The 17,639-nt window shown below is 58.5% G+C and carries 14 protein-coding genes; 6 read left to right on the top strand and 8 right to left on the bottom strand.

The features are described from left to right. Positions 1-71: 71 nt before the first annotated feature. The 6 genes from KHA73_RS22950 to KHA73_RS22925 all read right to left on the bottom strand — a co-directional run bounded on the left by KHA73_RS22950 (position 72) and on the right by KHA73_RS22925 (position 5,048). Positions 72-1,031, bottom strand: coding sequence for a sugar kinase (locus KHA73_RS22950; RefSeq protein WP_234591376.1), 960 nt, complete (start codon positions 1,029-1,031; stop codon positions 72-74). A 5-nt stretch (positions 1,032-1,036) separates the two neighbouring features. After that, entirely contained in the window at positions 1,037-1,789 is a 753-nt protein-coding gene (locus tag KHA73_RS22945) for a sugar phosphate isomerase/epimerase family protein (protein ID WP_234586991.1), read from the bottom strand. Positions 1,790-1,970: 181 nt separating this feature from the next. Continuing rightward, the gene (locus KHA73_RS22940) at positions 1,971-2,987 is read right to left on the bottom strand and encodes a LacI family DNA-binding transcriptional regulator (RefSeq protein WP_234591374.1); all 1,017 of its coding nucleotides are present in this window, start codon (positions 2,985-2,987) and stop codon (positions 1,971-1,973) included. Positions 2,988-3,119: 132 nt separating this feature from the next. Further along, complete coding sequence (locus KHA73_RS22935) at positions 3,120-3,782, bottom strand: OmpA family lipoprotein (protein ID WP_234586989.1); 663 nt, start codon at positions 3,780-3,782, stop codon at positions 3,120-3,122. A 250-nt stretch (positions 3,783-4,032) separates the two neighbouring features. Next, complete coding sequence (locus KHA73_RS22930) at positions 4,033-4,485, bottom strand: N-acetyltransferase (RefSeq protein ID WP_234591373.1); 453 nt, start codon at positions 4,483-4,485, stop codon at positions 4,033-4,035. Then, positions 4,482-5,048: a DNA-3-methyladenine glycosylase I gene (locus KHA73_RS22925; RefSeq protein WP_234586987.1), complete on the bottom strand. Its 567-nt coding sequence runs from the start codon at positions 5,046-5,048 to the stop codon at positions 4,482-4,484. Before KHA73_RS22925 ends, KHA73_RS22930 begins: the two co-directional genes overlap by 4 nt. 195 nt (positions 5,049-5,243) lie before the next feature. Here KHA73_RS22925 and KHA73_RS22920 point away from each other — a divergent pair, with 195 nt between their 5' ends. Beyond that, positions 5,244-7,232, top strand: a complete 1,989-nt coding sequence (locus KHA73_RS22920) for an autotransporter outer membrane beta-barrel domain-containing protein (RefSeq protein ID WP_234586985.1) — start codon at positions 5,244-5,246, stop codon at positions 7,230-7,232. Positions 7,233-7,864: 632 nt separating this feature from the next. Further along, a complete protein-coding gene (locus KHA73_RS22915) occupies positions 7,865-8,611 on the top strand; it encodes a helix-turn-helix transcriptional regulator (RefSeq protein WP_234586983.1) in 747 nt (248 codons plus the stop codon). On the opposite strand, the gene KHA73_RS22910 is transcribed toward KHA73_RS22915, so the two are convergent. Together KHA73_RS22910 and KHA73_RS22905 are read right to left on the bottom strand one after the other, a co-directional pair. Beyond that, complete coding sequence (locus tag KHA73_RS22910) at positions 8,558-9,232, bottom strand: acyl-homoserine-lactone synthase (RefSeq protein WP_234586982.1); 675 nt, start codon at positions 9,230-9,232, stop codon at positions 8,558-8,560. The two genes, KHA73_RS22915 and KHA73_RS22910, sit on opposite strands and share 54 nt — an antisense overlap. A 272-nt stretch (positions 9,233-9,504) precedes the next feature. Beyond that, complete coding sequence (locus KHA73_RS22905; RefSeq protein ID WP_234586980.1) at positions 9,505-10,845, bottom strand: MFS transporter; 1,341 nt, start codon at positions 10,843-10,845, stop codon at positions 9,505-9,507. Positions 10,846-11,108: 263 nt separating this feature from the next. On the opposite strand from KHA73_RS22905, the gene glyQ reads away from it, so the two are divergent. From glyQ to KHA73_RS22885, 4 genes are all read left to right on the top strand, one after another. Then, on the top strand, positions 11,109-12,023 hold the full coding sequence (gene glyQ, locus KHA73_RS22900; protein WP_234586978.1) for a glycine--tRNA ligase subunit alpha: 915 nt from the start codon (positions 11,109-11,111) through the stop codon (positions 12,021-12,023). Positions 12,024-12,032: 9 nt separating this feature from the next. After that, complete coding sequence (glyS, locus tag KHA73_RS22895; protein ID WP_234586976.1) at positions 12,033-14,102, top strand: glycine--tRNA ligase subunit beta; 2,070 nt, start codon at positions 12,033-12,035, stop codon at positions 14,100-14,102. A gap of 297 nt (positions 14,103-14,399) precedes the next feature. Next, a complete protein-coding gene (locus KHA73_RS22890; protein ID WP_234586974.1) occupies positions 14,400-15,119 on the top strand; it encodes a DUF3053 domain-containing protein in 720 nt (239 codons plus the stop codon). A 544-nt stretch (positions 15,120-15,663) separates the two neighbouring features. Beyond that, the gene (locus tag KHA73_RS22885) at positions 15,664-17,580 is read left to right on the top strand and encodes a PTS mannitol transporter subunit IICBA (RefSeq protein ID WP_234586972.1); all 1,917 of its coding nucleotides are present in this window, start codon (positions 15,664-15,666) and stop codon (positions 17,578-17,580) included. Positions 17,581-17,639: the final 59 nt, after the last annotated feature.

Genomic DNA, 17,639 nt, shown 5'->3' with positions numbered 1-17,639 from the left:
GAGGCTCTCCCGACGCGATCTGGTTGTAGGGCCAGAGGCTGACGTCTTGCGGAGAAGTCGTTTTTTTATTGTTATTCAGCCAGCGCCGTGCGGGTCGGCAATCCTTCGCTGTCGCCGATGGCCTGGATCGCCAGCGAACCGATTTTGTTGCCGCGCTGCACTGCCTGTTTCAGCGTTTTGCCTTCCAGCAGGGCGCTGAGGGTACCGACGGCAAAGCCGTCTCCTGCGCCGACGGTATCCACCACGTTGTCGACCTTGATGGCGTCTACCGCGGCCCGATCGCCGGCGGCGGTTTTAAACCAGGCGCCGTCCGGGCCGGTTTTGATGATCACCGCCTGCACGCCGCGTTCCAGATAGAAATCGGCGATGCCCTCCGGCGTGGATTGCCCGGTGAGGATCTGCCCCTCTTTCAACCCCGGCAGCACCCAGTCGGCGGCGAACGCCAGCTGGTTCAGCTGCTCGATCATCACCTGTTGGCTGGACCACAGCACCGGCCGCAGGTTGGGGTCGAAGGAAATGGTTTTGCCCATGGCGCGCATTTCGCGGGCGGCATGGTGGCACAGCGCCAGCGACTGGCCGGACAGCGCCGCCGCTACGCCGCTCAGGTGCAGATGGCGCGCGGAACCGAAGTAGTCGCGGTTGAAATCGGCGGTCGACAGGTGGCTGGCCGCGGAGCCTTTGCGGAAGTACTCCACATTGGGATCGGTACCATCCGTGGTTTTGGACTTGATCTGAAAACCGGTCGGGTAGCGGCCGTCGACCGTTACCTGCCGGTGGTTGATGCCCTCTTTTTTCAGCTGCTGCAGAGTAAAGCGGCCGAACGCGTCGTTGCCGACCCGGCTGACCCAGCCCACGTTCAGTCCCAGGCGGGACAGGCCAATCGCCACATTCAGCTCGGCGCCGGCGATGCGTTTGGTGAAGCTTTCCACCTCGGCCAGATCGCCGGTTTGCGTCGCCACGAACATCGCCATGGCTTCACCCAGCGTGACCACGTCTAATGGCGCGTCAGGCGCCGTTGTCAGCATTGTCATCATGCTTACTCCGCACGCAGAAGGTTAACGTAGTGACGGGTGACCTCTTCCAGGCTGTCGCCCTGCAGCGGGAACTCGATGCCGCGCGGCGCCTCCTGCGGCAGGCGGGCCAGCAGATCGCGCCAGCTGCCGTCGGTATCGTCCAGCGCGATTGCGCGCCAGCCGCGCGGGCCTTGAGTGGCGGCTTTAACGTGCACATAGCTGACGTGGCGCGCCAGGCGTTCCGCGGCGGCGAAGGCGTCTTGCCCCACCCAGTGCCAGTTGGCCATATCGAAGGTCATGCTGACCGGCAGATGGTTATCTTCCGCCGCGTGGAAGAAGGCGTTCAGCAGCGACAGGATGCCGCAGTCCGGCGTTTGGTCGTTTTCCACAACCAGCTTGACCGGGTGTTGTTCCAACGCCACCTTCAGCTCGGTGAAGTCAAAGCCCGGCTGATAGTGGCCGAGGGACAGCTTCAGCTGCCGCGCATTCAGCGTCTGGGCCTCGGCCAGCAGCGCCGGCAGGTTGGGATTGAGTGCGTGTTGTTCGGTAAACAGCGCCTCAGGGGCGGAATAGACGGCGAACAGCTGCTGGCGTTCAATCTCCTGCGCCAGGGCCGGCAGGGTGGCCAGCTCCGGTTCGGAAAACAGTTCACGGCGAATTTCCACGCCGTCGGCGCCCGCGCCGGCGATGATCGGCAGTAAAGCGGCCTGCCCGCCGTGCTGGTGGACGGTATCGGTGCCGTATGCGCCGGTCACCACGATAATTTCTTTTTTCATTTTTGCTCCTGAGGCGGCGTTGCTGCCACCGATGCTGTTACCGGTACGTTAAATGGAACCGGTTCCAATCAAAAGCGACAGAGTGTAAAAATATGATCGCAATCACGAAGCTGCGCAAAAAATAGCCGCAAATCTTAGGCGAGAGGGAGGGAGCGCCGCAGAGCGCGCCCATTGTGGGAGGTTAGCGGGTGGTGGAGCCGCGCACGATAAGTTCGCCGGAGAACATCTGTTCGCCGATAGGCGTATCCAGACCCTGAATGCGTTGCACCAGCTGCTCCAACGCCGCATGGCCCATCCGGTAGGTCGGTTGTTTCAGCGTCGTGATGCCGACGCCCGCCAGTTCGGCCCATTCCAGCTCATCGAACCCCAGCAGGCCGATATCGCCGCCCCACTGGATGCCCAACCGGCGCATGGCGCGCGCCACCTGCAGCGTCAGTGCGCCGTTGGCCGAGATCACCGCCTTGCGCATGCCGCGATGGCGGCCGCTGAAATCGCTCAGCACCTGCTCCAGCTGCGCTTGGTCGTTGAGCGGGATTTCCGCCTGTTCGGCCAGCAGCCCGGAGTGTTTGGCCATGGTTTGATTGAAGGCGTGCAGACGCTCCAGCCGGGTATTGACCGTGCCGATCGGTTCGCTGAGAAACAGGATCGCCTCAAAACCCTGCTGCAGCAGGTGTTCGGTGGCGGTGGTCGCCGCTTCGTGGTTGTTCAGGCCCACCACGTCGCAGGCGAAGTCGGGGATTTTACGGTCGATCAGCACCATTGGCAGCATCGATTGCTGCAGCGTCGACAGCGCTTCTTCGCGCATGCCGACCGCGTTAACCACGATGCCCTCTACCCGATAGCTGCTGAGCAGCTGCAGGTAATGCTGCTCCTGGTTGACCTCGTTGTTGGTGTTGCACACCAGCAGGGTAAAGCCATGTTGGCGGCAGGCGGCTTCGATGCCGCGCATCACGTCGACCGAATAGGGGTTGGTGATATCGGCGAGGATCAGGCCAATCAGCCGCGTTTGGCCGCCCTTCAGGCTGCGCGCCATCTGGCTTGGCCGATAGTCGAGCTGCTGGATAGCCTGCTCGATGCGCCGTTTGAGATCGTCAGAAAGCAGATGCTGCTCGCCATTCAGGTAGCGCGACACGCTGGTCTTGCCGGTTTTGGCGGTTTTTGCCACATCGCTGATGGTGGCGCGCCCTGAAGCACGCATCGCTTTCACACTGCTCACAGCCGATCTCCCCTGGTTAATTGCCAAGGAGACTATCACACCGGGCGCGGAGCCGGGAATGTTGAATGGCGTAAGAAGATGAGACGGCGGGGCGTAGCGCCCCGCCGCACGGGATTACTGCAGCGGGCTGAGGGTGATCTCGACGCGGCGGTTTTGCGCCTTGCCTTCCGCGGTGCTGTTGGAGGCGATCGGGTTGTCCGGGCCGGCACCGGAGGTGCGAATGCGGTTTGCCGCGACGCCCTGGGTTATCAGCGCGCTGGCGACGCCGTCGGCGCGCTGTTGCGACAGGTTCATGTTCAGCGTGCGGGAGCCGGTGCTGTCGGTGTAACCAACCACGTTAACCGCGGTTTTCGGGTACTCTTTCAGCACCATGGCGACGCCGGTCAGGGTATTGGCGCCCGCCGGTTTCAGGGTGGCGCTGCTGCTGTCGAAGGTCACGTTGTTCGGCATATTCAGCACGATATTGTCGCCCTGACGGGTTACGCTGACGCCGGTGCCTTTCATCTTGTCGCGCAGCTTGGCTTCCTGCACGTCCATGTAATAGCCCGCGCCGCCGCCCAGCGCCGCACCGGCGGCCGCGCCGATCAGCGCGCCTTTGCCGCGGTCTTTTTTGGAGGAGGACAGCACGCCGACGCCGGCGCCCAAGGCGGCGCCGATGCCTGCGCCGATGCCGGATTTACCGGCTTCTGATTCGCCGGTGTAGGGGTTGGTGGTACAGGCCGACAGCGTGAGCGCCATGCTCACCGCGCCGGCAATAATCGCAATGCGTTTTTTCATGTTTTTTTCCTTAATGGCATCAAAATCGGTGTGCGCCAATCCAATCGCGGGGGGCGCTAAAATCCGTTGGACGTGCAGCCCAAACCGCACGGCCGCGCAACTATGACGCCTTTAATCACCGGCAGTTCCGGAGAAAAAGGTGACAAATTATAAGTGCATAGGCGCTGGAGTTTGTTATGCGGCAAAACGCGGGGCTGCACCATGCAGCGAATTCCGAATTGAGCGCACCCGATGGCCGGATGCGCCCTTTTTAACCGTAAAGTGCGGGGTTTTCGATCGATGGCCAGTTCATGATCAGCGTATAGGCCTGAGTTTCCTCGTTGAACAGCCGCTGTGCAGTGCGAAAGCCCAGCTTATGATAGAAGGCGCAGGCACGCAGGTTCTGCTGGTAGACCTCCAGGCTCAATCGGCGATAGCGCTGTTGCACATGCGTCATCAGCGCCGCCGCGACGCCGCGCCCGTGAAACTGGCGCTCGACAAACAGCGCGCCGATAAACTGCTCATCCAGCACGCTGATAAAACCGACGATCTCATTCCCCTGCCAGCAGGCCCAGCTTTGCGCTCGCGGCAGGTAATTTTCCCGTACCAGCGTGGCGCTTTGCCGCCAGTATTCTTCCGCCACGAACGGGTGGGCTGCGATGGTGCTGGGCAGCCACAATGCCATCAGCCGTTCGACATCGGCCGGGCCGCAGGGGCGGATCAGTGCGGCTTTGGGTAGCAGAGGCACCCTGTCAGATGATCGTTCACCAGCCCGCTGGCCTGCATAAAGGCATAGCAAATGGTGGAACCGATAAATTTAAAGCCGCGTTTTTTCAGCGCCTTGGACATGGCGTCCGAGATCTCGGTCTTGGCCGGCACCTGGTTCGGCGCTTGCCAGCCATTAAGCTGCGGCTGGCCACCGACAAATTGCCAGATGAAGGCGACGAAGTCTTCACCGGCCGCCTCCATCGCCAGATAGGCCCGGGCGTTGGTGATGATGGCTTCTATCTTGCCGCGGTGGCGGATGATGCCGCTGTCCTGCAGCAGCCTTTCCACGTCCTGTTCGGTCATGGCGGCCACCCGTTGCGGATCGAAATCGTGGAAGGCGCGGCGATAGTTTTCGCGTTTTTTCAACACGGTGATCCAGGACAAACCGGCCTGCTGGCCTTCCAGGCACAGCATCTCAAACAGCTCGCGCGCATCGGTGGTCGGTGCGCCCCATTCCTTATCGTGATACTCGAGATATAACGGATCTGCCGTCACCCAACCGCAACGTTCATCTGCCATATTGATCGTCCCTATGCTGTGTTTATTTACAGTAATCATCGCCCGAAGCGGCGTGCTTGGCAAGTCTCTGATTGTTTTATCATCGCCTGACTTGACGTGGCGAAAAAGCCAGCAATATTTACTACATGGCCGGAACTGAAAAAGGCCAATGATAAAAACGACGCTTCCTTTTTGCTGGCTCTCAGGAGTCGATTCATGCCTCTAAAAATAACGTGCATGCCGCGCCCGGCGGCGCTTGCAGTGGCAATATTATGTTCTATGGCTACCCCGGTTCAGGCTTACGACCAGCTCTACGTGTTTGGCGACAGCCTGAGCGACACCGGCAATAACGGTCGGTTTACCTATGATGGCGATCGGCACCTGCTGTATGACGAGGTGCTGGCGCAGCGCATTGGCGCCGCGCTGGCGGCGTCCGACAACGGTGGGGACAACTATGCCGCAGGCGGCGGAGTGGCGGTGCCTGCTCTGAATCCGGCGGACAATACGCAGGATCAGGTGCAGAGCTACCTGAATCGGGTCGATGGCCGGGCCGACGGCGATGGGCTGTATATCCACTGGATTGGCGGCAACGATCTGGCGGCGGCGGCGCTGAACCCGGCCACTGCGCCCGGCGTCGCCTACAACAGCGCGGCTGCGGCGGCCGCACAGGTGCACTCCTTGCTGAACGCCGGCGCCGGCACGGTGATTGTGCCGACGGTGCCGAATATCGGCTCAACGCCGCAGCTGATGGAGCTCATCATTCAACAGGCGCTGCCGCCGGTGCAGGGCGCTGCGATACAGGCAGCCTATGCCAGCCTCAATTCGTTAACCACCCCGGACAACGCGTCGCGCACCCAGGCGATCCATGAGGCGCTGGCCGCCGCCGCCCGGCAAGGCAGCGCCATTCCGCAGGTGCAGCAGGCGATCGCTGCTCAGTTGATTGCCGCCTACGACAGCCTGAGCGCGCAGGCGGCACAGCTGACCGATTTCTATAACCAGAGTGAAGACCGCCTGCTGGCGCAGGGCGGCGGCAATATCGTGCGGGTGGACGTGAATAAACTGTTCGGTGAGGCTATCGCCAATCCGGCGCAGTTCGGCTTCGCCAATACCGCCGGCATGGCCTGCCCGGCTGGCGTTTCCTCGGCGGTGTGCCGTTCCGGCATGCCCGGCTTCGACGGCGACCAGTCCTATCTGTTCTCCGACCATTTCCACCCCAGCCCGCAGGCGCATCTGCTGATTGCCGATTATATCCAGGCGGTGCTGGACGGCCCGGCGCAGGTGGTGGCGTTGAATCAGGCGACGGCGGCGATGGCGCGTGACAGCCGCGCGACGCTCGACAGCCGCTTCCAGCAGCTGCGCTACGGCGGGAACCCTCAGGGTTCGCTGGGCGTGTTCGGTGGTTATGCCGGCCAGCATTATGATTACTCCGCCAACCTGGCAGCGGGGGACGGCAACGCCACGACGCATAATCTGACGCTGGGGGTGGACTATCAGCTGACCGACGGCTGGCTGTTCGGTGCGCTGATTTCCGGCTCCAACGACGATCAGCAACCGTCCGGCCGTTACGAGTATAAGGCGCGCGGCCTGCTGCTATCGGCGTTTACCTCGCTGGCGTTCTTCGAGCGGGGGTGGGTGAATGCCGATCTGCACTATGCTGCAATGGACTATGACGATATTCGCCGCAGCATGCAGCTTGGGCCTTTGGCCCGCACCGAGACCGGCTCGACCTCCGGCAAGCAGTGGGGAGCGCGCATTGCCGCCGGCTATGATTTCCCCATCACGTCTTATCTGACGACCGGGCCGATGGCGCAATTTGCCTGGGATTACAGCCGGGTTGCGGGGTACAGCGAAAACGGTGACGACAGCACCGCCATGCGCTTCAACGATCAGACCTACCACTCACAGATTGGCGCGTTGGGATGGCGCCTGGATACCCGCTTCGGCCTGTTTAACCCCTATGCGGAAGTGAGCTATCAGCACCAGTTCGGCGACGACGTCTATCGCGCCGGCGGCGGCCTGAAATCGACGCAAACCTCGTTTACCCGCGACAGCGCCGACCAGGATAAAAACTGGGTGGACGTTACCCTGGGGGCTAATATGCCGTTGACCGATCGGGTGGCGGCTTTCGCGACGGTATCGCAAACCGGCGGGCTGAGCAGCGGCGAGCAGTTTATGTACAACGTCGGCGTCAGCGCGCGTTTCTGAGCCTGTGGCAAGGGGGCTATCGGGCGTTGAGGGAGCGTTCGGGGGGAAAGGTGCAGGCAAAACTGTACTTTAGTACAACTATCATTCGCGAATAAAAGTGCTTATTGTTGTTGTATAACAAGAAGCTTCTGCAGCACAAAAAAAAACTGATCCTATAAAGGATCAGGTAGCCATTTGGCCAACACCAGGGAAAATTTTACTTATTATTGTATAACCAAATATTCACTGTCAATTTGTTTCTCCCGTGGCGGCACAGTCTCGGGTGTAAAGCCCGTTGTCAGCGGCTCCGCGTACCGATCGACCCCGCCTCGTCAAAATGCCATTTCGCCATAGTGTTTATAAAACGCTGCGCAATTATTAAAGTTATGTTTAATAAGCGTTAACTCAAGGTTACTTTGTCCCTGCCGCCCGTTCGTTCCGCCTTAATATCCCGCAATCGAAGATAAGATTTTATTTCATCAGCGCTAATAAACTTGGTTTATTTGCATCTGCGGTTTTCTTCGTTATGAATTATTATATTAACCATGTAAATATACAGGGTTTTTTTAATATGATTATGCTAGGGAATAACTCTATGTTATAATTCGCTCGCTATTTATGATGGAATCTTGGTTTTTTAAGAGGATTGATGCGTGTCTAATTTATTTTTCAATAACGAAGTCATTAACACCTCCATAAAAAATCATTTGGAAGAGCAGCTGAGCGTATACAATAATATAAAATATGCTTATGCGATAATGAATAAAAGGAATCCGGCCAATTTTTCCATCATTTCAAATAGAACGGAATGGTTTGAGTTTTATATTAAAAACAACTATCAATTTATCGATCCCGTATTGATTACCGCATCGCACAGAATAACGCCATTCACCTGGGATAAAGATCTCAAGATCGGTTCCGGGCTTAAATTGCCAAAAATTTTTGATATGGCTAAAAATTACAATGTGATAAATGGCTATACTTTCGTGCTGCACGATCATAATCATAATTTGGTTGTGCTCTCCATTATGCTGGATGAGCATTGTGACGAGGATATAGAAGAACAGCTCGAAAACAACAAAGAAAAAATTCAGATGCTGTTGATTACTACGCATGAAAAGCTCACGGAAAATTATCAGAGCGTGAATACTTCAGCGGACTTTGAACGAATGAATCAGCGGGAGTTCTTTTCGAAGCGTGAGAATGAGATTATTTACTGGGCAAGCATGGGGAAATCCTATCAGGAGATCGCGCTTATCCTGGGGATAAAGCTCACCACAGTAAAATATCATATTGGCAATGCGGTCAAGAAGTTGGGCGTTACCAATGCCAAGCACGCCATCAGGTTAGGCGTTGAGCTGCAGCTGATCCGCCCGCTGCTCCCGGACGGGGAACGATAACGGCCATGCGCTCATAGGGTTGTCCGGCAGGCGAGTTTGCTGAGCGATGCGCGCGATCAGCCGCTGCTGGTTGGCATCGTCTATTGGCATATAAACCAGATAAATATTTTGGTTTTTCTCGGAACAACCGGTTTCCACCACCGATATCTCCCACCCCGAGCGTTGGAAAATAACCAACATAGGGTGGCTGATAATGGCGTAAATGCCCTGATAACCCGAACTTCTGGCGTAATTAATCATGGAAAGGAAAAGGATCGCGCTGATTGGCTGCCGACGAAGCTGCAGGGCTTTAACGCGTTCTTTATCGATAAATAATCTGCTGGCTTCAACATAATTGCCTTCGGGCAGGCTGATATTATTGAAATAAGCGTTAAATTCGCCGCCGCTGATCATATTAGGGTTTCTGGTTTCGATAAATCGCAGGCTGCAAATAACCTGGTCTTTATAGGTGCCAAAAACATAAGTGGTGTGGCGATCGTCATACTCATCAAATTCCATGTTGTTTTCACAACTGACGATCCAATCGAGACGATCTTTAAACGTTTTCTTTCTAAGAGAGAATAACTCTCTTGATCTATTATCGGACAGGAGATTATAGTTTACGTCAAAGAGCTCTATCATTTTAAATATTTTCCCTAATTAAATTTTCAACCGCCAGGCAACTCCAATTATTTATCCTAACAGAGTCACTATGGCAAGTAAATTTTAGCCGACGGGTGCGCGCTACTGATAAAGGCATCATATAACACTGAGTTATCGTTTTTTTCATTCTATTTACTTGTAGGGAGGTTTCTCAACACCGGCAAGATATTCCCGTGATAAAAACCAGCGGAATTATTCTCTGCCTGAAGCGCGAACGGTTTCAGGCAGAGACGAACGGCGCGGGTGGGCGTTCAGTAGGAGGTTCGCTGCAGCTTGGAGGTTCCCGGCGCCGTCGGGGGCATGGCTATTTTCTTTTCCGGTTGCAGCAGCGTCATGCACAGCATGCTGCAGAAGGAGACGGCGGCGGTGGCAAAGAACATCGCGCCATAGCCGTGGTGTTGCGCCAACCACCCGCTCAGCATCGGTGCGGTGATGGCGGCCACGTTGGCTATCGCCAGCGTCATGCCGCTGTAGGCGCCTACCGAGGCTTTCGGCGTGACATCGATCACTACCGACCAATAGACGTTATTCACTAACGCATTCAGCGCATTGCCCAGGGTCATCAGCAAAATGATTTCTGCCGGCGAGCGCATAAATGGGATCAACAGGAAGCATATCGCGGTCAGCAACAGCGTCACCGCGGCGAACAGATTGCGCGCCAGCCGCAGATTGCCGAAGCGCCGCAGCAGGGCATCGGCAAGGCGCCCGCCCAGCAGTACGGTGAAGCAGGCGCCGCTCCAGGGGATCATCGCCACGTACCATAGCGAGCGCAGGTCGTAGTTAAAGGTATCCTGCAGGTATTTGGGCCCCCAGGTGACCAGCACAAAGGTTACGTACAGGAAAGAGAAGTAGCCCAGCGCGTTGAACACCAGCGTGCGGTTGGTGAAAAACGCCCACCAGGGCAGGCGAGGCTGCGGTCCTGCGGGCTGCTGCCCCGCTTCGATTGCCGCCAGTTCGGCGGCGTTGACCCGCGGGTGTTGCTGCGGGGTATCGGTGAATCCGCGGGCGAACAGCAAAATGGCGAGCAGCGAGAACAACCCCAACAGCATAAACATGCTGCGCCAGTCGCCGGTCAACAGCAGCAGGCCGACCGCCAAAGGCGCGGTCAGCAGCGCACCGACCTGGGTGCTGAGCAGGCCTATGCCCAGCGCGAATCCCCGCTCTTTGCGCGGCGCCCAGTGGGCGATGGTTTTGTTCATCAGCGCATAGGCCGGCCCTTCGGCAAAGCCGAACATGATGCGCAGCGCGGCGAAACCCAGGATAGCCGAGCCGCCGAACAGCGCCACGCCCAGCTCGCCGGCCCAGGCGGTGGCAATCTCCAGCAGCGACCACAGGGCGCCGGCCAGCAGCCAGACTTTTTTGGTGCCGATACGGTCGGCGAGAAAACCGCCGCATAGCGAACCGAACAGGTAACCGAAGCCGAAGTAGCCGAGCACGGCGCCCAGCTGCGCCTTGTCGAAGTTGAATTCATGAGAAATATCGTTGGCGGCGAACGAAAGGGCGCCGCGGTCGACGTAATTGATCAGCGCGATAAGGAATACCATGGCGAAAATGCGGTAGCGATAGCGGCTGTCGGTCAGGGCGTGGGTCATCAGCAGGCCTCCTGGGCAGGTTGGATGTCAGGAAGCAGCAAGATCGGTGCCAGCGGCGCTTTTGCCGGCAGGGGGCGGGTATCCGGCGCAATTTTGCGGCAGGGCGGCACTCTGCGGGCGCAGTTGCCTCATTTGGGTGCATAAAAGTTCAACGCTTCTTGACCGATTCGCACTTGTTGCCGGATTCTGGCTGTATATCTTACGGTCAACGGGTATACTGGCGCATTCCATCTAAATCCACTTGTATCGCGTGCGAATTCAACATGCAAAAGTTTGATACCAAGACCTTTCAGGGCCTGATCCTGACACTGCAGGACTATTGGGCGCGCCAGGGCTGCACCATCGTTCAACCATTGGACATGGAAGTCGGCGCGGGCACCTCTCACCCGATGACCTGCCTGCGCGCACTGGGCCCGGAGCCGATGGCCGCCGCCTACGTGCAGCCATCCCGCCGCCCGACCGACGGCCGCTACGGCGAAAACCCGAACCGTCTGCAACACTACTATCAGTTCCAGGTGGTGATTAAGCCATCGCCGGACAACATTCAGGAACTCTACCTGGGCTCGCTGAAAGAGCTGGGTCTGGATCCGACCATTCACGACATCCGTTTCGTTGAAGACAACTGGGAAAACCCGACGCTCGGCGCCTGGGGCCTGGGTTGGGAAGTGTGGCTGAACGGCATGGAAGTGACGCAGTTCACCTACTTCCAGCAGGTCGGCGGCCTGGAGTGCAAACCGGTGACCGGCGAGATCACCTACGGTCTGGAGCGCCTGGCGATGTACATCCAGGGCGTGGACAGCGTTTACGATCTGGTATGGAGCAATGGCCCGCTGGGCGTCACCACCTATGGCGACGTGTTCCATCAGAACGAGGTGGAGCAATCCACTTACAACTTCGAATACGCCGACGTGGACTTCCTGTTCTCCTGCTTCGAGCAGTACGAGAAAGAAGCTCAGTCGCTGCTGGCGCTGGAAAAACCGCTGCCGTTGCCGGCTTACGAACGCATTCTGAAGGCCGGCCACACCTTTAACCTGCTGGATGCGCGCAAGGCGATTTCGGTGACCGAGCGCCAGCGTTATATTCTGCGCATTCGCACGCTGACCAAAGCCGTTGCCGAGGCCTACTACGCTTCCCGCGAAGCGCTGGGCTTCCCGATGTGCAAAAAGAACGAGAACTAAGAGGCAGCCATGACTCAACAGACTTTCCTGGTGGAAATCGGCACGGAAGAGCTGCCGCCGAAGGCTCTTCGTTCACTGGCGGAATCCTTCGCCGCCAATTTTACCGCCGAGCTGGATAACGCCAACCTCGAACACGGCGAAGTGAGCTGGTTTGCCGCGCCGCGCCGTTTGGCGCTTAAAGTGGCCAACCTGAGCGCGGCGCAGGCCGATCGCGAAGTTGAAAAACGCGGCCCGGCTATCGCCCAGGCGTTCGACGCCGAAGGCAAGCCGAGCAAAGCGGCCGAAGGTTGGGCGCGCGGCTGCGGCATCACCGTCGATCAGGCCGAGCGCCTGGTGACCGACAAAGGCGAGTGGTTGATGTACCGCGCCCACGTCAAGGGCCAGTCCGCCCAGCTGCTGCTGGCCGGTATGGTCAGCACCGCGCTGTCCAAACTGCCGATCCCGAAACTGATGCGCTGGGGCGATTCCGAGGTGCAGTTCGTGCGCCCGGTTCACACCGTCACCATGCTGCTGGGTTCAGAACTGATCCCGGGCACCGTGCTGGGCATTGAATCTGCGCGCACCGTGCGCGGCCACCGCTTTATGGGCGAAGCCGAGTTCAGCCTCGACAACGCCGACCAATACCCGCAGATCCTGCAGGAACGCGGCAAGGTGATCGCCGATTACGAAGCCCGCAAGGCGTTGATCAAGCGCGACGCCGAGCTGGCGGCGCAGCAGATTGGCGGCAAGGCCGATCTGAGCGAAAGCCTGCTGGAAGAAGTGGCCTCGCTGGTGGAATGGCCGGTGGTGCTGACCGCGAAGTTCGAAGAGAAATTCCTGGCGGTGCCGGCGGAAGCGCTGGTGTACACCATGAAGGGCGACCAGAAGTATTTCCCGGTGTACGACGCCGCGGGCAAACTGCTGCCGAACTTTATCTTCGTGGCGAACATCGAGTCGAAAGATCCGCAGCAAATCATCTCCGGTAACGAGAAAGTGGTGCGCCCGCGTCTGGCCGACGCCGAGTTCTTCTTCAATACCGACCGCAAGAAACGTCTGGAAGACAACCTGCCGCGCCTGGAAACCGTGCTGTTTCAACAGCAGCTGGGCACCCTGCGCGACAAGACCGATCGCATTCAGGCGCTGGCGGGCTGGGTTGCCGGCCAGATCGGCGCCGACGTCAACCACGCTACCCGCGCGGGCCTGCTGTCGAAGTGCGACCTGATGACCAATATGGTGTTCGAGTTCACCGACACCCAGGGCGTGATGGGCATGCACTATGCGCGCCACGACGGTGAAGCGGAAGACGTGGCGGTTGCGCTGAACGAGCAATATCAGCCGCGCTTCGCCGGCGATGCGCTGCCGCAGTCGCTGGTGGCCTGCTCGTTGGCGATCGCCGACAAAATGGACACCCTGGCCGGCATCTTCGGCATCGGGCAGCATCCGAAAGGCGACAAGGACCCGTTCGCCCTGCGCCGCGCCGCGCTGGGCGTGCTGCGCATCATCGTGGAGAAAAACCTGCCGCTGGATCTGCAAACCCTGACCGAAGAGGCCGTGCGCCTGTACGGCAGCAAGCTGACCAACGCCAAGGTGGTCGACGACGTAGTGGAGTTCATGCTGGGCCGTTTCCGCGCCTGGTATCAGGAAGAAGGCCACGCGGTAGACACCATTCAGGCGGTGCTGGCGCGCCGTCCGACCAGGCCGGCCGACTTCGACGCCCGCGTCAAGGCGGTGACCCACTTCCGCACCCTGGAAGCGGCGGCCGCGCTGGCTGCGGCCAACAAGCGCGTCTCCAATATTCTGGCCAAGTCGACCGATACGCTGAACGACAGCGTGCGTGCCTCGGTGCTGAAGGACGCGGCTGAGATCCAGCTGGCGACTCACCTGGTGGTGCTGCGCGACAAGCTGCAGCCGTACTTCGCGGCGGGCAACTACCAGGAAGCGCTGGTGGAGCTGGCCGCGCTGCGCGAGCCGGTGGATGCGTTCTTCGACAACGTGATGGTCATGGCGGACGACGCGGAAGTGCGCGTGAACCGTCTGACGCTGCTGAGCAAGCTGCGCGAGCTGTTCCTGCAGGTGGCGGATATCTCCGTGCTGCAGTAATCGTTGTTCACCCTGAAAAGGCGCCTGCGGGCGCCTTTTTTATATCCGCAGGCGCAATTCAAAGGTAAGGTCGCCTGGCGACTTGGGGGGCGACACGAAGCGCCTGATAGCTCGACGCTGATGAAGGCAAGCGCGTTTTGTTCACGGCATTTTGCCGCGTCCGGCCCGGTAATGTTCATCGCAAGCGGAATCGCGTATCGGATCGCCGTCAGTTGATCTATTCTTATAGGCGCACGGAGTGCAGAAAAAGGGACGGAGTCCGATGAAAAAGCAGGTTTATAACAGGAGTTATGTCACATGGCGGTAGGGATCCAGAGCAGAGGCTTCGCGCGTTGGTTGGCACCGGTATTGGCATTGTTGGTGGTCATGCAGTTGACCGCCTGCGGCGATAAAGAGCCGGAACAACGCAAAGCGTTCATTGATTACTTACAGAATACGGTCATGCGCAGCGGGGCGAGCATCCCTACGCTGAGCGAAGATCAGAAACAGAAGTTCGGCAATTATGCCGGCGATTACGCCATTTTAGTCGGCTTTTCCCAGCAGTTGTCCAAATCCGTCGGCGCCAGCCTGACGCCGGCGCTGGATCAGATTAACCAGATCCGCACCGCGCAGGATTATATGACCAAGCGCGACGCCCTGCAGCAGTCGGTAGGGGCGTTGAACCTGCTTGGGCAGCAGATTCAGTCGGCCAAATCGCAGGCGGATACCGCTCGCGCGGCGCTGAAACTGCCGGACGATCTGAAAGCGGTGTATAACCAGGCGTATGACAAAATCGTCACCGCACCGGCTAACGCGCTGATGCCGGCGATCCCGACCACCGCCGGCTTCGTGCAGGATCTGGTGCAGGTTGGCGATTTCTTGCAGACCCAGGGCAATCAGGTCAGCTTCAACAATAATGGCGTTCAGTTCCGCACCGCTCAGCAGGCGACGCAGTACAACACCATGATGTCGAACCTGGTGGCCAAGCAGCAGGATCTGCTGAACGCGCAGAAGACCATTCAGAGCGTGACTCAGTAAGCTTTTTCTTGTTTAAAGTTCAGGCCGGCTCGCCGGCCTGAGCTCTTTCCTTCCAGCCTTTCCAATAGCTTGCTTGCGTCTTGCGCCACGCTTCTTGTACTACACTTCAATTAATCATTCTGTTCCGTCATGTAGTTTTCTTTCATTCATCGCATTGCTATTTCCCGGCGAGATGAATGTCCACAGGGAAGATCGCTTCATGGCCTGGATTCGGCCAGCACGGGCAAAATAAATTGTGATATTTGTCACAATTTAAAAACAAACTCTCAGTCTAAAAGTGAGATTTTAATCACGTTTTTGCGCGTTATAGCGCCATTTTGTTCTCGTTGTGGTTTATTTACACGGCAATAATGTGATCTTTGTCACTATAAATGACGAGGTGTGGGGGTGTTGTGCGTGATGGTGATCACAAAAATCCCGTGAGGTTCGCGCGGTAAAAACAGCGTGATAGAGTCCATCCCGCATACGGCAACAAACACGGCCGGATCGTCACAACAATAATCGCGCGCTCTATTGTCAGCGCGTAACAATAGGGGTGTGTTTTATGTTTTCACCAGACATCAAGGTTAAAGTGCAAAACTTTGGCCGCTTTCTGAGCAACATGGTGATGCCCAACATCGGCGCCTTTATCGCCTGGGGTATCATAACCGCGTTATTCATTCCTACCGGCTGGCTGCCGAATGAAACCCTGGCCAAGCTGGTCGGCCCGATGATCACCTACCTGCTGCCGTTGCTGATCGGTTATACCGGCGGGCGTCTGGTGGGCGGCGATCGCGGCGGCGTGGTCGGTGCCATCACCACCATGGGCGTGATCGTCGGCGCCGATATGCCGATGTTCCTCGGCGCCATGATTGCCGGCCCGTTAGGCGGCTGGGCTATCAAGCATTTTGACCGCTGGGTAGACGGCAAGATCAAAAGCGGCTTTGAGATGCTGGTGAACAACTTCTCCGCCGGCATCATCGGCATGCTGCTGGCGATCCTGGCCTTCCTGGGCATCGGGCCGCTGGTGGAGGTGCTGTCCAAACTGCTGGCGGCCGGCGTGCACGTGATGGTGACGAACAACCTGCTGCCGCTGGCGTCCATCTTCGTCGAGCCGGCGAAAATCCTGTTCCTGAACAACGCCATCAACCACGGCATCTTCTCGCCGCTGGGCATTCAGCAGGCCACAGAGGCCGGCAAGTCGGTGTTCTTCCTGATTGAAGCCAACCCGGGCCCGGGCATGGGCGTGCTGATGGCCTATATGTTCTTCGGCCGCGGCAGCGCCAAGCAGTCTGCCGGCGGTGCGGCGATCATCCACTTCCTGGGTGGTATTCACGAAATTTATTTCCCGTACGTGCTGATGAACCCGCGCCTGCTGCTGGCGGTGATTCTGGGCGGCATGACCGGCGTATTCACGCTCACCCTGTTGAACGGCGGCCTGGTGTCCCCGGCTTCCCCAGGCTCTATTCTGGCGATTCTGGCGATGACGCCGAAAGGCGCCTACTTCGCCAACATTGCGGCGGTGGTCGCGGCCTTCGCGGTATCCTTCGTGGTCTCCGCCTTGCTGTTGAAAACCTCGAAGGTGAAAGAGGACGACGATCTGGAAGAAGCTACACGCCGCATGCAGGAGATGAAGTCTCAGTCTAAAGGCGGCGCAGCGGCGCACGCAGCGGTGGACGGCGACCTGACCACCGTGCGCAAAATCATCGTTGCCTGCGACGCCGGCATGGGCTCCAGCGCCATGGGCGCCGGGGTGCTGCGCAAGAAAGTGGCCGACGCCGGGCTGAACAACATCTCGGTGACCAACAGCGCCATCAATAACCTGCCGGACGACGTCGACCTGGTGATCACTCACCGCGATCTGACCGAGCGCGCCATGCGTCATGCGCCGCAGGCGCAGCATATTTCGCTGACCAATTTCCTCGACAGCAAGCTGTACAGCGATCTGGTCGAGCGCCTGCTGGCGGCCAATAAAACCACCGACCACCAGCAGAAGGTGATCGGCGCGCCCGACGACAGCTTTGAAGCCAGCGAACAGAACCTGTTCAAGCTGAGCGAGAGCAACGTGTTCCTCAACCTGCAGGCCAGCGACAAAGAACAGGCGATCCGCTTCGCCGGCGAGCAGCTGGTGAAGGGCGGCTACGTCGAGCCGGAATACGTCGCGGCGATGCTGGAGCGTGAAAAACTCACCTCCACCTATCTGGGCGAGTCGATCGCCGTGCCGCACGGCACTATCGAAGCCAAGGATCGGGTGCTGCGCACCGGCGTGGTGTTCTGCCAGTATCCTCAGGGCGTGCGTTTTGGCGACGAAGAGGATGAAGTGGCCCGCCTGGTGATCGGCATCGCCGCCCGCAACAACGAGCATATTCAGGTGATTACCAGCCTGACCAACGCGCTGGACGACGATAGCGTCATCGAACGGTTGGCGCACACGACAAGCGTGCAGGAAGTGCTGGATCTGCTCGGCGGCAAAAAAGCCTGATAACGGAATCATTTTAAGGGTGCAGCTTGCTGCACCCTTCGACATTAGGAAGGTAGGGT

Source organism: Serratia entomophila, from assembly GCF_021462285.1.
GTDB lineage: Bacteria > Pseudomonadota > Gammaproteobacteria > Enterobacterales > Enterobacteriaceae > Serratia > Serratia entomophila.
This window is presented reverse-complemented; position numbering and strand designations above follow the sequence as displayed.

What these genes read in the sequence shown, in the direction of transcription:
- glyS (WP_234586976.1), top strand. Translation starts at nt 12,033, where the DNA reads ATGACTCAACAGACTTTCCTGGTGGAAATCGGCACGGAAGAGCTGCCG.
- KHA73_RS22890 (WP_234586974.1), top strand. Translation starts at nt 14,400, where the DNA reads ATGGCGGTAGGGATCCAGAGCAGAGGCTTCGCGCGTTGGTTGGCACCG.
- glyQ (WP_234586978.1), top strand. Translation starts at nt 11,109, where the DNA reads ATGCAAAAGTTTGATACCAAGACCTTTCAGGGCCTGATCCTGACACTG.
- KHA73_RS22950 (WP_234591376.1), bottom strand. Translation starts at nt 1,031, where the DNA reads ATGACAATGCTGACAACGGCGCCTGACGCGCCATTAGACGTGGTCACG.
- KHA73_RS22885 (WP_234586972.1), top strand. Translation starts at nt 15,664, where the DNA reads ATGTTTTCACCAGACATCAAGGTTAAAGTGCAAAACTTTGGCCGCTTT.
- KHA73_RS22905 (WP_234586980.1), bottom strand. Translation starts at nt 10,845, where the DNA reads ATGACCCACGCCCTGACCGACAGCCGCTATCGCTACCGCATTTTCGCC.
- KHA73_RS22945 (WP_234586991.1), bottom strand. Translation starts at nt 1,789, where the DNA reads ATGAAAAAAGAAATTATCGTGGTGACCGGCGCATACGGCACCGATACC.
- KHA73_RS22925 (WP_234586987.1), bottom strand. Translation starts at nt 5,048, where the DNA reads ATGGCAGATGAACGTTGCGGTTGGGTGACGGCAGATCCGTTATATCTC.
- KHA73_RS22920 (WP_234586985.1), top strand. Translation starts at nt 5,244, where the DNA reads ATGCCTCTAAAAATAACGTGCATGCCGCGCCCGGCGGCGCTTGCAGTG.
- KHA73_RS22910 (WP_234586982.1), bottom strand. Translation starts at nt 9,232, where the DNA reads ATGATAGAGCTCTTTGACGTAAACTATAATCTCCTGTCCGATAATAGA.
- KHA73_RS22940 (WP_234591374.1), bottom strand. Translation starts at nt 2,987, where the DNA reads ATGCGTGCTTCAGGGCGCGCCACCATCAGCGATGTGGCAAAAACCGCC.
- KHA73_RS22935 (WP_234586989.1), bottom strand. Translation starts at nt 3,782, where the DNA reads ATGAAAAAACGCATTGCGATTATTGCCGGCGCGGTGAGCATGGCGCTC.